Genomic DNA, 16105 nt, shown 5'->3' with positions numbered 1-16105 from the left:
TGTGTCCTTGGACAGTAAATAGTGAGCAACAAATAGTAAACAGTTTCAGCATATCAAGTGCATAAACCGTACATGCGTTGCTTCGTATATAGAGAAACAGCGTTTAACGCTAAGGAGGTCAAAGTAACATGAAACCAGTAGTTCGTGAACATATACAGCAGTTGGACGTCTCCCTCGGTGGAGGTATAGTCAGTGACAAGATTCGCGTCGATACCATCGACAATCCCATTTTAATTATCGGCCTAGGCGGAACAGGGATTGATGCCCTGCTCCGTTTGAAATATCAAATTAACCGCCGCTTCAAGCTGCCGGAAGATCCGGTATCAAAGCGCAAAATGGAGAAGCCATCGAACGTTGAGTTCTTGGCCTTTGAAACGAATGAACAAGATCGTGCGAAAAAATACAAAGGCATCGGCCTTGATCCTTTAAATGAATTCGTTCTACTGTCAAACGCAGAAGTTGGCGGCTTGCTGCAAAATCGCAGTATTTTGGAGCCGTACATTACGGAATGGCTGTCCCCTGAGCTATCGATTACAGACGGCATGAACGGTGCGGCTGGTGTCCGCCAAGCTGGACGACTATTGTTATTCACGAAGATTAACCAAGTTGTACAGGCGATCGACAAGAAGATTAAGACTTTATCTGTCGGTACCAATAAGAAACTGATGGTATTCCTGCTGTCCGGCTTATCCGGTGGTACAGGAAGCGGATGCTTCCTCGATATTTCCTATATCGTGCGCGGTATTATTGAGCGCGACCACGGCTCCGCAGGTATCGACCGTGTGAATACACTCGGTTACTTGTTCACGCCAGACGTAAACTTGGCAAACAAGAGCTTGAGCGAGCATACGCGCGAGTACATCAAGAAGAACGGCTATGCCGCTCTAAAAGAGCTTGATTACTGGATGAACGTAGATAGCCGCGGCGAACGATTCCAGCAGAAATACGGCAATATTTTGAGTGTTAATTCACCATTGCCGCCGTTTAATCTCTGTCATCTGATCTCGGCTACGAATACAGAAGGCAAGCTGCTGGAGAATGCGTATGACTACTGCATGAACGTAACAGCAGAAAATATTACGAACTTTATGGCAAGTGAAGAGAAGCAGTCTGGCGAAGAGTTCGCGATCCATGACTATATTAGCAATATCCGTACGAATATTGCCCAAATGAACAAAGCGTACCCAGCCAATTATGAGTACAACATTATCGGCGCCTCCTCTGCGGTACTGCCAATTGAAGAGATGACAACGTATCTTGGCTATCGACTGTTCCAGAAGATGGACAAAATGTTCGAGAAAGCACCAAGCCAAGAGGATATCGAGAAGTTCGCACGTAAGCTAGGCATTGATCTTGATTCTATGATAAAGACGTTCGAATCGCGCGTCCCTGAGCCATTGCCAGGCTACGAGAACAGCGAGCGACTCAGTTACAGCAACGTCGTTAAGATGCAAGTCGTTAATATGGACACGGAGTTGGAGCAGAACTTCCTAGCGCGTGCACGCGAAGAATATATTAAGGCCAAGAAGCAGATGCCAGGCCAAATCGTCGAGCAGCTTAGCGAACAGCTGCGCCGCTTCTTCCTGCATCCAGAACAAGGCCCGTTCTACGTATCTCGTCTTATTTATACCGAGAAAGGCTTCTGCTTGTTGAAAATGATCCTTTCTTACATCGAGACGCTGCGTGAGAGCTTGCATCGTATTCCGCGCGACATCGAGTCAGCGCAGGATCAAGCACATGATCGTCTAGGCGATGCCAAGAGCGCCTTCATCTCGAAGGATAAGAAGAAGAACGTATTTATCGAAGCAAAAATTAACGAGTATTGGCTTCATGCTGATCTAGAACGTACCGAGCAAATGATCGAGTTCTATGAAGATCTGTACGAGCTGTTGAACAAAGAGAACAATCGCATTTACAGCGTATTTACGGAAATTTTGAATGCACTGAACTCTATTTTCGAGAAAAACGGGGATATTCTGATTAACGGTGATGAGCAAACCGACTATAAAGGTAATCGCTCTTACTACTGGAATATCGTTAGTGTACCGGACGTTTCTAAAGTGATAAGCAAAGTAATGGAGCAAAAGGAAGTTGACGATCTGATTCGCGACTTTACGATGGAGTTGCTGAACCGTTCCGATCAATGGATTAAGGAGAATGAGATTGATATTGTCAGCTCTATTTCCGATTTCTTGTCCGACAAGTTCGGTGACTTGATTACACAGTCGATGGAAGAATTTTTGATTATGAAATTCGGTCAAGAAGAGTCGATTGAGAAATTTGTAGAGCGCAATATTGCTAGCAAGCTGGATGACGAAGCGGTGCCTGTATTCCATTTGAGCAACAGCTCTGGCAGCATGTACTTCCCTTCTTGGGGCTTCGTATCCGTACCTGTTAAGGCACCTAGCATTTTGAAGGGTATTAAAAACTATCAAAATAATGCGGTTGGTAAGTCTCATTTTACGGTAAAAGAGAGCGAAGTGAAGAACCGTATTTTCTGGCTCAACACGCGCAACGGTGTGCCGTTGTTCGTTTATACACCGCTTAAAGTGTACGAGGAAAGCTATGAGCGCACGATTCTTGATAAAGAAGGTATCGGACGCCATCTCGTGCAGACGGATAAGGTTAACTGGACGTACTTGCCTTCACCGATTCCTGAGCAGTCTTGGGGCGATACGTATGCCAATGCTCGTGTACGCAGCTACAACGAACGCGTACGTCGTGAATTTGAGAAGGCACAAGGCTATAAGATCGTGGTGGAAAAAGACATCGACCACAATACGAGCAACCGCTATGCGGTCGTGCTTACACCTTCGTTCGATCTAGAGCAATTGTTGAGCGGCTATGATCTGCAATTGAAGGCAGCGAAGCCGAATCTTGGCGAAGTGAAGCGCGCACAGCTTGAGTTGAAGCGTCTGTTAGCAGAAGGATTGCCGCAGCAGGCTTCGAAAGATATTTTCGGCAGTATTAATGAAGAATTGGCGAAGGAAAACTTGATTCGCACCCCTGAGCTGACTCGCCGTGTTCGTGAGGAAATTGCGAAGTACGAAGCGATTGCAAGCAAAGTGGCTGAATTCGATAAGCTGCTAAGCCTTCATCAAGATGAAGAGAAGCTGCAAGATCAGTTCATCGAAGTGATGTACACAGGCACGATTACGAAGAAAGGCGCTCTTTTTGTCTACGACCGTGATGAGGAAGAGGAAGCATGGGAGCCATTCGCTAATTTAATGAAGATTCGCGACTATGTGGAGTTCGAAATTTTCGAGCAGTTCCGCAAGCTCGATGATAAGAGCCGCAGTACCATGCTGCGCAAAGCTTCCCGTCGCGATGCAGAGCTAACTGGATCGGAAGACGTAACGCCGCTGCTAGAGAAGTTAGAGGATTTGTATTCTGCTTTCCTTGACGCTCGTGATCGTCTTGAGTATGAAAAGATCGAGTTGGCGAATGGTGAAGAAGCGTACCAGTTCTACAAGCAGCTTACGAGCAAGCTGAATACGATTCGTAGAAAGTTGAAGTAAGCCTATGAAACAGCTATTACAGCGTTTTGCTGATGAATATGCAAGTGCAGAAGAAAAATTAAGCGGACTGGCCGATGATCAGAGCAGCATTCACTACCCTACGCTGTTCTTGTTCATCGGTGACAAGTCGGCAGAAGCGGTTGAACAGATCGCACGCATTAATGCAAAGAAGTGGGACAATAGCGCGGGCGTTATGTATGTTCATATTGCTTCGGAGCAGGAAGAGGAGCGTCGCGGACAGCGGGAACATGGACGATATGAGCCCTCGCATACACGAGGCGTAGACAGACAGATGGATCAAGGACAGGAGCAAACAGAGTTGGGCCTAAATCAGGCTCAACTCCTGGCTCCTCGCCAGGATCAGCTTAATCAAGATTCAATCGGCTCAAGTATACGTCGTATTACGCTGCCTCTTGATAAGTTGCAGCACAATCAAGCCAAGTCATTGCGCCCAGCCATTTATGGGGATTGGCAGCAAGATGAACAGCAGCTATTTGAGATGAATCGTACGCTGCGACAAGTGAGCCGTCACATTTCAGACTATGGACGACTCTACTCTTCTTTCGACCGCATCCATTTGGCAGTCGTTACAAGAGTAGATGATCCTATGAATGTGCTCGTCCCGGAAATGACGCTATTGGCACAGTCGATTTTCAGCCAATCGTTCAAGTCCGTTCAAGTGGACATGTACGCGCTTCTCAGCGAGCGTGATCAGATTGATGCTTTCGGTACAAGCAGTTGTTATGGCGTGGCATTCCTGCGTGAACTGGAGCATATGCAGGCAGCTGATTATGCGTTGTCCGCTCCGCTTCATGTTACGGAAGACGGCATTCGCATTCCTATTTCGCACGGGCCTGCACCATTATTCGATCTTGTTTACGTCTTGTCTGACAAGAATGAGCGAGGTATTTCAGCAGCATCTGACATGCAGGATAATTATGAAATGATTTGTCATATGAGCTTGTTGAAAAACCGCAAGTCGAAAGATGCCGCCTATGATCAATATGCAAGCTTTGCAACGAGCTATAACAACGCAGCATTTAAAAATAACATGATGACGGAAGATGGACGTCAAGGCTGCGTGTCAGCTGGCTTCGCCAAAGTAAAGCGGCCTAATGAATCTATCGCTCTGACGGTGCTCTATCATTTTTACAAGCAGCTGCTGGAGCGGTTGCAGACAGCACCTGACTGGAGCAGCCGTGAAAAGCTCGCCTTACTCGGACTGTCACCCGACAAGGTCGCTAGCCAAGTCAATGAAGCCATTCCAGATGCTAGCCGCATCAACGATATGAATGGCATCATGACACATGAGGTAAGCTTCTCCCGTTTGAAGCAGCTATCACTGCGAGAAGCAGAGGAAGCGTTGTTCGGTGATGGATGCAAGCTTTATTTCCGCGACAACTTTGTCCGTCCGGCGAGCAGCTATATGGAGCAGTTGGATGTACGTACCAAATTGCGGACTACGATGCAAAAGCAAGCTGCCGAGCACCCGAATCTTAACGTCTTTCATTGGTATGAATGGACGAATGAGCAAGAAGAAACGGCAAGTGTATGGAAAGACGTGCGTGCGCGCATTCGCGATTTATCTCGTGAGCTAGAGCTGGCTCAAGCCGAGCTTGATCAGCTTTATACGGAGAAGGCAGACAGCCTATCCTTCCAGCGCCTTCCGTTCATGGACAAGCACAATGTACGCGGCTTTGTGCGCAGCTTCTGCCAGACGATTTATAGCAAGAAGCTGGAACTGCTTTATACCGAAACCGAGTTGCAGTTCATGCGCCGCTATGAAGCAGAGTTAGAGCAACTTCATACTGAATCGGCTCACCAAGTACAGCAAATGCGGAAATTGGAGCGCACGCTCCATGAAGCAGCGCTGGAGAGCATTCGAACCGCAGATGACTATATCGGGCAGAACATTATGGAGTACTATGAGCGAGTTACTTCAGATGTAATGCAAGAAATTGAAGCCAAGCGCGGCGCGATGATATTTTTTGATGAGCGATACGTAGGACATTTGCCTGACTTGCTCCATGTTGGGAGCGACCATCTCCTATTCAAGCTGATGGAAGTATGCCGTACACATATTTTAACGGCAACTCCCTTCCATCAAACGTTCGAAGAAGAGCTGCTGCGCCGCTCCAATGTCACGATTTCGTACGATGATAAGGACGTTCTTTCGAAAGAAGAGCTGTTTAAGCGCCTGTATCGTACACTTGAGGAACAAGCGAACATTCATATTCGCCTCCTAGATTACACGCATGAGCATCGTTATGAAGAGAAATACTTCTTCGGCGATTGCACGAGCGAATTTATCCGTTACGCGCAGCAAGCAGACGAAGGGTCAAGGCTGTATAAGCTCGGAACTGTACACGAGAAGCGCAGCAGCGGCGTGGAGAAGTTGAATCTGATGGGCGGCTTCCATGTGGAGGATCTTATGTATTACCGAAACGGTAAAGTGTACTACGACAGCTACGTGCAGAACGGCTATACTTTCCACGGCATCGATCCTGCCAATCTTCCTGCACTTCGTTAAGCATGATATGGAGTGTCGAGCACAATTAGAGGAAATACACGTGAAGATACTAGCTTGCTCGCACAGTGCGTCGATCCGCCGATGGATAGCAGCAGCTAACCGATTGATCATTATGTCATAACACTTGTGTGCCTTCTATTAAATAGGCATAAAGCGAATACATGCAACCTTTACCAGCGAGAGCAGGATCGGCGCTTCACAGTGTCTTCCCTGCTCTCGCCATTATTCAATAGAGAGGAAATGTTACGATGCAGCGTAAATTGAACTTGATGCTAGTGCTGTTCAGCCTTATCGGCGGCGGCGTTGGCTTCATTTTAGGTGAGGTGCTGTTGTACCAGTTGTCTGGTGAAGTACCGAACGCGGTGCTAGTCGGCTTGTACTTTGGCGTACTCGCGTTATGTATCGGACTGGGTGCCCTTATTGCTGAGCTGATGTCCCCTCGCCTTAACGGTGCCTCATGGCGCCAACGCTATGCAGGCGCGTCATGGAAATATATCGCTCCAGCTACATTGGTTCTGTTGTTCGTTGTTGGACTTACCCTACAATTTATCTATGGGCTTCAACTCGGAGGCGCTAAGAAGGTCAACGACATCGTGCTCGTCATCGACAACTCGGGCAGCATGAACCGAACAGACCCAAACAACGATCGCAATGAAGCGGCCAAGCGCATGATCGCACAAATGGATGCAGATAAACGAGTTGCGATCGTAGAATTTAACGATCAAGCGGATGTTCTACAGCCATTTATTCAAGTGAAAGATCAAGCAGCCAAAGATAGCATCTATGCCACACTGGATGCGCAAAAGACGACAGATGGTGGAACAGACATTGCGCGTGCGCTCGATGAAGCGATGCAGCATATTAAAGAGCAAGCTGACAGTATGCGTGGTACGATGGTCGTTCTATTGTCAGATGGTGTGAGTGAAATGAACTTGGATGCTGCTACTTCCGAGTATGCGGCGCAGCATATTGCTGTAAACACAATCGGACTTAGTCTCGTTGAAAAGGCAGGCTCTAACCTGCTGCAGCAAATTGCGGATCGTACAGGCGGCCAATACTATGATGTTTCCGAAGCGAATCAACTATCATTCGTTTTCCAAGACATTTACGAGAAAATAGACAATCGCACGCTTATTACCGAGCGTACAGGTCCGACTGCAGATAACACCTACTACAGCATTTTACGCGTCATTGCGATCGTGCTGATTGGGGCAGCGATTGGCCTAGCGCTCGGGCTTATGTTCGACAATCGCTATTTGGCGCGCAGCTTCGCTATTGGCGGTGCAGTCGCCGGCCTATTCGCGGGACTCGTTCTGGAGGCTGGCCTAACAGGTATTATCGTGCTAGATAGTGTGGTCCGATTGATTGCTGACTTGCTGCTGGCTGGCATCATTTCCGTATTCACGCTAGTGGTTCCGATTAAGGAAAATTACACACTGCGCGATAATACGCACCGTCCAAGCCGTTCGGCAGGCAGAGGCGCCAGTGAAGAGTTTACTGAGAAGCCAAGAGACAGCCGCAGTCACGGATTTTAAGCGAATGAAATAAGACTTTATATCAATGTCATCAATGTCATTCGTATCTGCACACGCATACTCGTCAATACATTCGTATCAACGGCTTCGTGCAGCCAGACGGGCTGTATGAAGTGGGCGGCTGTTCGTATTGATTGTGACAAATATGCAGTTATTGATTCGAAAATCATGCTTATTTGGGGTATTATCGGCAAAAATGCAGTTATTTGGGTTCCCTAGCCCCTTTTACGTGCCTAATCGAGAAAAATAACTGCACTTTTGTCCAAACATACCCAAAAAACGTGTTTCGCACTTAAAATAACTGCATTTTTGTCCATTCCACTGTCGGTTATGCGAATGACGAGTTATGTGAGTTATGCCGATTATTTGAGCTATACGTGCTATACGAGTTATACGGGTTATACGAGTTATACGGGTTATACGGGTTATACGGGTTATACGGGTTACGCAGGTTATGCGAATTACGTAATTTATGCGAGTTATGGTTGTACGATTTATGAAATGGATTCCTTTGCTGTATCAATGTTATAAAAGAAGCTAGATGCTGGATGCTCTAAAGCTGCTCTATAAAAAAACACGTCACACTGTCATATGCAGGGGGCTAACACATATGCACGTTATTGATGCGGATTCAACGACACCCGTCATCCGTGAACTTACCTACAAAATAGATGAAGACCGCTGTACGCTGCGCTGGCTCTGGCCTGACGGTGTTCAAGCGGTATATATTCAGCGAGCGCCTGCTGACGGACAAGAACAGGAAGCTCCGTCGCTAAGCAGCCTTAAGTTGTACACGAAAAATGAATACAAAGCCAACAACGGCTATCATGAACGAATCGACAAAATCGGAAGGCTATCCTACACGGTATACGCCAGCCTAAATACTGACGAAGGAATAACACTCGTTCATCAGCCTGACGGACGAAACCGTATTTTAATGAGTACGGGCAAAGCTCGTATCTATTACTCCATACGCCAGAGCAGCGGATGGTTCAAGCGCTACAAAACCGTGCAAATTCAAGTCACAACCGAAGTACCCTTGGCCAAAGACGTCCTCTGTTATGTCAAAAAGCAAGGCGGCTCCCCTGTCAACAAAGAAGATGGCACCGTCTATCCGTTCGTAGAGTCATTCGTTGCAGGCAAGACCATACTGCCAATTATCGAAGTTGGCAAGGACGACTACATCCGGCTCTTCTTTACCGACGGACGCCACTATGGTCAGGTATATGAACTAATTCCGGAATAAGGAGGAAGACAACATGGGTATTTTTGATCTTTTCAAAAAGAAACCGCAAGCTGCGCCTAAGCCGCTTTTTTACGATATTGTATGTCCCTACTGCTTCAGCAAATTCACACCTGATGAGGTTGTATTCCGTGCGACTCACCATCGCGAAGACGATGAAGATTATGCCCTTCGGGAAGATGAACCGTTGAATAAATACAGGGAGCGATTCGGCCTTGATTCCGTCTACGACATGGAGGCAATCCTGTATCCACGTGATATTCCAGAGGAGCATCATATTTATTCCGATCACGTCCTATTGGGGCTCAACGATCGTTATGGAGTTACGACTCGCCGCAGGCTTTGTCCGACGTGTCACAATGAATTGCCGATTACGGCGGGCAAAGTGCCTAGCAATATTATTTCTATTATCGGTGCTTCCCAAGTTGGTAAGTCCGTGTATATGACATCGCTCATCCATACATTGCAGCACCGAACGGCCGATCATTTTGATGCCGCTTGTATGCCGCTCAATGCGGAAATTAGCCGTAAGTTCCGTACGATGTACGAAGAGCCGTTATTCGAGCGTGGAGATCTGCTTGCGTCGACTCAAAAAGAGAAGATGCAGGAGCCGTTCATTTTCCAATTCGTATTCAAAGATGAAACGAAACCGCCGCTAACGCTGGTGTTCTTCGATGTTGCAGGAGAAGGTATGGTTGATCAAGATTATCTTGGTCTGCACGGTCAGCACATCAAAAACTCAGCGGGCATTTTATTTATGGTCGATCCGCTGCAAATTCGTTCGATTCGCGAGAAGATTCGTATCAACATTGGCGACAACCCTGGTGAATGGGTATCTCAATATGATGAGCCGCGAGATGTTGTACTAACGATGTTCGGCGACTTTATTGCGTATGAGCAAAATACGAAGACCGATATCCCAACGGCTGTTGTACTAACAAAGAGCGATATGCTCCATACCCTGGCGGATGAAGGCGATGACTATTTGAAGCCAAACAGCAATATTTTCAACAACATGGTTCATCGTAAATATCTTAATTTGACAGAGCAAGCGAATATCGATGGCGAAGTACGTCGCTTTATTGAAAAAGTAGATCGCCCATTCAAAGGCACGATGGACGTTTACTTTACGAACACGTCCTATTTCGCCGTATCTGCACTAGGCAGCAACCCGGTCAATCAGAAGCTGCAAGGCGTCGTCAACCCAATTCGGGTCGATGAGCCGTTCGTCTGGCTGCTGCACAAGCTCAACTATATTGAGGGGAGAGAAGAACATTGAATCGGTCCACTCCCCCGTTGATTCAGCAGCAAATGTACACTCGTGAGCGGAGCGGCATTTTCCGATCGACGGAAGGCTATGATACGATTGCCCGTTCCAATGGTCTAGACCCTGCTTTTATTAAAAAGATTCTGCATCCGTTCTGTATGTACGATGCACCCGCTCAATTAAGCAATGTCGGGGAAAAGGATGAATCGCAATATCCTGAAGCTGTCCATCTGGTCCATACGGAGGGCGGTCAGATTGTGCTTGGTTGCAGCGTCTATCAAGCCGCGGACTTTACAGGTCTGCGCAGTGCTTTTTTTACACATAACTATGTCATTCCTGCGGAGCGCTCGCAACAACTTGTAACCGACTATGTATCTTGGTTGAATGCAACATTCGTTCGCGGTTATCAATTTGAAAATGGTTCCGAGCTGCCTGAACTTGCTGAGTTGCCAACTGCGAGCGCCGCAGAAGTGCAAGAGGAATGGAACATCGCAAGCCCTGCCGCCATGCGCTCTGTATTGGCTAAACTGGGGATAGACGAAACCATGTTCAAGCAGATGCTGTTTGCGGTAATGTCAGCTATTGCGAACAAGAAAAAGGTCTATATCGCATTGGACGTGCCCATTAGCCAGACTTCGGCTATTGCTAGGAAGCTGCTGGGCATTTTATATGCAAGTATGCCGTATGCTTTCCGTGCACAGCTTGGCTTCCTATCCTATGCGAAAGAACCGCAGAGCAAAAAAGGCATTCATGTGATGTTCGTAGAAAAGGGCAGCCTGCGTCCAGGAGATCGTGCAATTGAAAAGGACTATACGTTTGATCTAGCAGCTCAGCGCGTTACGAACGTAGAAGCCGATCTCGCGCAGCAGCCGTATGTTGACTTCGCTTGGCGAAATCTTGATCGCGTAGAGCGCGCTGCAAGCTTCTACACCTATGCGGAGCATATGCTCGCCGACATGGGGCCAGCACGCAGAATGTCATTAGCAAGCTATCATGAATTGGCGGTCTTGTTCCAAATCGAAGAAGGCAAACATTCACTTTATGAGCAGAATCGAATCCCTGTGCTGCAGACGCTACTGGACTATTTGGCACCTGAAGGAGCTCTACAGAAGAAACAGCAGCTCAACAACCTATTTGTGCAGCTATTTCAGCGCGAATACGAGGCCGTTAAGCAGCGTCATGTTCCAGAACTTGCTGTTGTGGAGCGGTTTAAAGAATACGACCAGCGAAATGGAACTTCTATACGTGAAGCATTTATCGGCTTCTTAATTAGCGCCCTTAATCATGCCTTGGCAGCTCAACGTACGCAAGAAGCGAATGCTATCTATGCGTTGATTGAGCGCAGTAATGAGATAAGCAAGCCTTTATTTGATAAAGTGCTGAACGGAGGATTGGCAGGAAGCTTATTTATGCCATTTCTTCATCATAAACTTCAGCAGACGAGTTCAGCGGAGGAAGCCGTGCAGATCTTGCACGATTGGACGTTACGACATTATCAACTGCTAAGCTTGCCTGCTTATAGCGAGATGGCTCACTATCATTTGGAGGATAAACTTCGTCACGCTCCAGATCTCGTTACAGCTGTGAACAGTGTGTTAGAACAAATCCACCAACTAGAGCAAATGCTGCAAGTTCATGCTGCGTCGACTAAACCGTCGCAAACAGAGCAGCACGAACAGGAAGGCAGCAGTCCATTGTTGCTACAGCTGCTGTATGCTGCAAACCAATTCCTGCTCACAGAGCTGGACTTGGATCAGGTAACCAAGCAGCAGTTGTTGCAAGTAGGCTTCCTAGAGGAAGCCGCTGAGTTCCGCGCCTGGGTCACTCGCTACGACCAACGTATACGCGCTAAGGCTGCTGTGATGTTGGCAGCGTATCAGTGGTTCTCGTTTACCAAGCCAGACGCAACGATATTTGATAACTTGTCCCCTTCTGAACTTGACCATGTTCAAAAGCTTGGACAGCGCTGGCTTCAGCAAGATCTACAAAACGGACAATTCGATAAACTCGTATTGGCATTTTGTCAGGATACCGATGAGGGCGTTGTGGAGTATGGAACGATGCTGCAGTTTATTCATACACATGCAAAAGATCGGGAGACGTTATACCAGTTCTTTAATTGGTCTGAAACGCACCCAAGCTTTATAAGAGCTCGCAAGCTCCATCCGAACTATGCGGCAGCAATTATTACTTACTTTAAACGTCATGATCGCGATGCGTTTAAGTCTCGCCAATATCGGAAGCAATATTTTGAACAAGCTGGACCAGCATTAGAACCTGTATATGAAAAAGCACGCTATGAATTGTCATCGCCTTTGGCTAGACTGTTTAGCAACCGAAAAAATGTTGTCTTGTTCTCGGTCGGTACAGCTGTGGTTGTAGTCGGTACGGCTGTAGCGCTGTATGCTGGTGGTGTGCTTGGAACTACTGAAGCTCCAACTGCAACAACAGATTCTGCTCTCGGAGCTGTGGCAGAACCCGCGGACCCCAATACAGGCGATCCGGCGACTCCAACGGATTCAGCTCATACAACTGAACCGTCTGATATACCAGGTCTTTCTGCCGTGTATGCGGAACAGGTAAAGGACGATACGAGTAGCAATTCAAGCGAATCGAGTACAGCTACGAGTAACGATACAACACAGCTTGTATTCGAATTTGATACCACCGAACCTTGCAAAGTGCTAGAGCAATCTAAGCCTGCCAGCGCAAGTATATTGCCTGTCAACGAGCAAGCTCAAGAGCAATCGTTGTCCATCAGGACACCGACAGCTTCTTGTGATGCAGCACCCTATCAAGTGAAGCTTCCACTTGCAGAGAAGAGGGATTTGCAAGCTGGTACACGTATTCGTATCGGTGAGCAGACATACACGCTTGCTGAACCAAAGCAGCCCACTGATGAGTAAATTAATGAAGCAAAGCGGCATTGCTAGGCCAAGCTAGTTGCAATCTATATAGTCGCAAACGAAAAGGCTGCCATGTTTATGAACACATCCAAATCGTTAGAAGTATCTAACGAACCGAAACGTTCATACAATGGCAGCCTTTTTTGTGTGTCATATGTCTATTCATTCCCTAATAATCAAATAACTCATAATCCACTGCTCTCCTAGTGGACCTTCCTTTCTCCTCCCGCTATCCTCAAACCCCACATTTAAATAAAGCTGTTGTGCGGCCGTATTTCGATAATTGACAGCTAAAACAATCTCATTGCAGGTTGGAAAATGTTCTTGTACAAACGCACTTAATTGCTTCATTCCCCGCTTCGCAAACCCTCTTCCTTGCTGAGCATGATCGATCGATAGTGCGGTTAGCAGCATCGCGTGTGGATTGTCAGTATATTGCATCACTCGCTTCGTCGCATGCAGCATAAAAAAACCAACTGCATCTGAGGCATGCTCAATGACGACAAGATATTGTCCTTCCGTCACTACTTCCAACATATCTACTGGCAATGCCGTGAATTTCTCCTGCTCCTTAGGCAGCTTAAACTGCTGCAATGAAGCTAAATGCTCGGATCGATAAAATGCTAACTTCACCTCCGGTGAAGTATGTAACCTAGTGATCATAGTCGTTTATCCTCCTCATCATACTGTACCTATAATTATCATGCCGCTCGTATTCCTCACAATTTAAAATAAAACATTGATCCATTCCAAAAAGGTTACTATAATAGTAGTAACTTTTAAAGATAAGGATGTGTCGTTTTGCCGTTTCGCGTATATATTTTAGCTATTGCAGCTTTTGTTGTCGGCACAGTGGAGCTCATCGTCGGTGGTATTCTTGAACTGATCGCAGCTGACTTGAACGTATCCGTTAGTGCAGCTGGTCATTTTATAACGGTATTCTCAGTAGCCTTTGCTGTATCTGCCCCTATATTAATGAATGTCACGGCGAAAATGGACAGGAAGAAGCTATATGTGATCTCCCTATTCGTGTTCATGATCGCCAATCTAATCGTTGCCATGAGCTCCAGCTACAATATTATTCTTGCAGCTCGTGCCCTTTCCGCCATGAGTGGATCGATCATCATCGTACTGTCGATTATGATGGCCTCTCAACTTGTCCCACCTTCCCATAAGGCACGTGCAATCGGCACCATCTTTATGGGGATTAGTGGATCACTTGTACTAGGTGTCCCGCTTGGCATGGTATTAGGCAATGCTTACGGATGGCGAGCTCCATTCTTCTTCATTGCTGCACTAAGCGCAATCGCGATGATTTGTATACAGTTGCTGATGGAAAAGACAGCGCCGAATCCGATTATTCCGCTGCGCAAGCAGCTTGCTTCGTTAAAGGACAGCAAAATTGTCAGCGGTCAATTGATTTCATTCCTGCTGTTAACGGGTCATCTAACGCTGTATGCTTACTTCGCACCTTATGTACAATCGAACTTTAACGTTAGTGCAAGCACGATGAGTATTATCTACTTCTTGTTCGGCATCGCAGCCGTATCTGGCGGCGGCATCGGCGGATGGATTGCAGATCGTATAGGTACACACAAAGCACTTCTGATTATCGTACCAAGCTTCGCTGTGTCTATGTTTGTATTGCCATTGGCTGCACAGGTTTCCTTCTACGTCTTCTTGGCGGTCGTTATGGTATGGAGTGCACTGAGTTGGGCCATCTCACCAGCACAGCAAACGTACTTGATGCAATCGGCGCCTGAAACAGCGGACATTCAGCTCAGCTTGAATACGTCCATCATGCACCTTGGTATTGCTTGTGGTTCCTTTATTGGAGGGATCGCGATTAATAACGCATCTGTCGCAATGAACCCTTGGATCGGCGGAGGCATCGCCATGCTTGGACTAGCAAGCGCATTATTCTCACTTAGCCGCCGTTCACGTGCAGGTAAGCAGCCGTTGGCGACGACGGAGCTTGCAGCTAAAGTGTAGATTGATAATAAAAACAGGTCCCCTATTCACATCAATTTATACGAATAGCAGGACCTGTTTTTCATTTACCAAAACCATATTTCCATTCACTCTGCACCGTAAGTACCGATCACTACGATTCTAATTAATAGCGCAGGCGCATGAGCAGCGAGCGCATTTCATCATCCTGCAATAGCTCGTCTACATATTTGAGTGATATTTTCGCAAGAGCTACATCATGATAGAAGAACTCCGTAAAGAACTTCACAAACGGCTGTGCCTGAGTCCGTATTGCCTGCCAGCTGCCATCCTCCATGCCTGCAAACAATACCTGCTTGCCGTCAATTACGACTAGAGTAAACCGTTCCATATGGGCCGTTCCCTCTGCAGGTGTAAGAAAATGCAGCTTAGATAACTCGATATCTACAGAATCAGTACCAATGACCAACGCCTCGACTTGAACCCCTTCTTGCTCTTTTTGCTCAAAGTTACTCGCATAACCTGCAAACTCATCCGCCCACATCGACACGACGATCGACTGCTGTGCCCCAGCAATCATTTCTTTACAATAAGCAGCGATCGAGCTTTGAGACTTCAGGGTCCATACTTGATCATCACCATAATTGCGACGTACGACACTTGCTTTAAGCTGCGTAATATCCTGCTCAAATTCACGAGTCAGCTTATCTATAACGACTTGAATCGGAAGTGCAGCATACGTACGCTTCTTACCTGAGATTGCATCAAGTATGATCCCTTTTTCTGCTAAACGGCTTAGTACTTCATATATTTTTGCCTTTGGTACACCGGAATACTTCACAATGGACGTTGCATCCATCGCTTGCTCGCTCGTAGCTAACGTCTCGTACACTTTACTTTCATATTGGGAATAACCGAATCGGTGCAGCATAGTACCTCCTTAAATGTCTGCATATGACTGCATGTTCTATCCCTTTATCTTACCGAAAGTACGAATAGATGCAAATAGATGCGCTTGTGAGCCACCCGCTGCTGCTAACGCCTAATTGTAATTCGCTGCTCACTAGTGATGTTTTCATCCTACACATTGACGCTGCGTAAAGGTCAACCCATTTTAAACAATGAATATTTGCTTCTTTTATATTAAGTTATATTA

The 16105-nt window shown here is 46.7% G+C and carries 9 protein-coding genes; 7 read left to right on the top strand and 2 right to left on the bottom strand.

Annotated features, from left to right (window positions below; genetic code table 11):
* The first annotated feature begins 128 nt into the window (after positions 1-128).
* The 6 genes from H580_RS0109020 (at position 129) to H580_RS23820 (ending at position 12999) form a co-directional block, all read left to right on the top strand.
* The gene (locus H580_RS0109020) at positions 129-3518 is read left to right on the top strand and encodes a tubulin-like doman-containing protein (RefSeq protein ID WP_028594484.1); all 3390 of its coding nucleotides are present in this window, start codon (positions 129-131) and stop codon (positions 3516-3518) included.
* A 4-nt stretch (positions 3519-3522) separates the two neighbouring features.
* Positions 3523-6048, top strand: coding sequence for a hypothetical protein (locus H580_RS0109015; RefSeq protein WP_028594483.1), 2526 nt, complete (start codon positions 3523-3525; stop codon positions 6046-6048).
* 248 nt (positions 6049-6296) lie between these two features.
* Complete coding sequence (locus H580_RS0109010; RefSeq protein ID WP_028594482.1) at positions 6297-7583, top strand: vWA domain-containing protein; 1287 nt, start codon at positions 6297-6299, stop codon at positions 7581-7583.
* A gap of 610 nt (positions 7584-8193) precedes the next feature.
* Complete coding sequence (locus tag H580_RS0109005) at positions 8194-8829, top strand: hypothetical protein (protein WP_028594481.1); 636 nt, start codon at positions 8194-8196, stop codon at positions 8827-8829.
* A gap of 13 nt (positions 8830-8842) precedes the next feature.
* Positions 8843-10105 carry a hypothetical protein gene (locus H580_RS0109000; RefSeq protein WP_028594480.1) on the top strand — a complete coding sequence of 421 codons (1263 nt, stop codon included), beginning with the start codon at positions 8843-8845 and terminating at the stop codon, positions 10103-10105.
* Positions 10102-12999, top strand: a complete 2898-nt coding sequence (locus tag H580_RS23820) for a GAP1-N2 domain-containing protein (RefSeq protein ID WP_051217355.1) — start codon at positions 10102-10104, stop codon at positions 12997-12999. Before H580_RS0109000 ends, H580_RS23820 begins: the two co-directional genes overlap by 4 nt.
* 162 nt (positions 13000-13161) lie before the next feature.
* Here H580_RS23820 and H580_RS0108990 read toward each other — a convergent pair whose 3' ends face one another.
* Entirely contained in the window at positions 13162-13662 is a 501-nt protein-coding gene (locus H580_RS0108990) for a GNAT family N-acetyltransferase (protein ID WP_028594479.1), read from the bottom strand.
* Positions 13663-13800: 138 nt separating this feature from the next.
* Between H580_RS0108990 and H580_RS0108985 the strand changes: the two genes are divergently transcribed.
* Positions 13801-14991, top strand: a complete 1191-nt coding sequence (locus H580_RS0108985) for an MFS transporter (protein WP_028594478.1) — start codon at positions 13801-13803, stop codon at positions 14989-14991.
* Positions 14992-15115: 124 nt separating this feature from the next.
* On the opposite strand, the gene H580_RS0108980 is transcribed toward H580_RS0108985, so the two are convergent.
* A complete protein-coding gene (locus tag H580_RS0108980; protein ID WP_028594477.1) occupies positions 15116-15880 on the bottom strand; it encodes a TrmB family transcriptional regulator in 765 nt (254 codons plus the stop codon).
* Between the last annotated feature and the right edge of the window lie 225 nt (positions 15881-16105).

The sequence above is a fragment of the Paenibacillus assamensis DSM 18201 genome (assembly GCF_000422445.1).
Taxonomy (GTDB): domain Bacteria; phylum Bacillota; class Bacilli; order Paenibacillales; family Paenibacillaceae; genus Paenibacillus_B; species Paenibacillus_B assamensis.
This window is presented reverse-complemented; position numbering and strand designations above follow the sequence as displayed.

What these genes read in the sequence shown, in the direction of transcription:
- H580_RS0109020 (WP_028594484.1), top strand. Translation starts at nt 129, where the DNA reads ATGAAACCAGTAGTTCGTGAACATATACAGCAGTTGGACGTCTCCCTC.
- H580_RS0109015 (WP_028594483.1), top strand. Translation starts at nt 3,523, where the DNA reads ATGAAACAGCTATTACAGCGTTTTGCTGATGAATATGCAAGTGCAGAA.
- H580_RS0109010 (WP_028594482.1), top strand. Translation starts at nt 6,297, where the DNA reads ATGCAGCGTAAATTGAACTTGATGCTAGTGCTGTTCAGCCTTATCGGC.
- H580_RS0109005 (WP_028594481.1), top strand. Translation starts at nt 8,194, where the DNA reads ATGCACGTTATTGATGCGGATTCAACGACACCCGTCATCCGTGAACTT.
- H580_RS0109000 (WP_028594480.1), top strand. Translation starts at nt 8,843, where the DNA reads ATGGGTATTTTTGATCTTTTCAAAAAGAAACCGCAAGCTGCGCCTAAG.
- H580_RS0108990 (WP_028594479.1), bottom strand. Translation starts at nt 13,662, where the DNA reads ATGATCACTAGGTTACATACTTCACCGGAGGTGAAGTTAGCATTTTAT.
- H580_RS0108980 (WP_028594477.1), bottom strand. Translation starts at nt 15,880, where the DNA reads ATGCTGCACCGATTCGGTTATTCCCAATATGAAAGTAAAGTGTACGAG.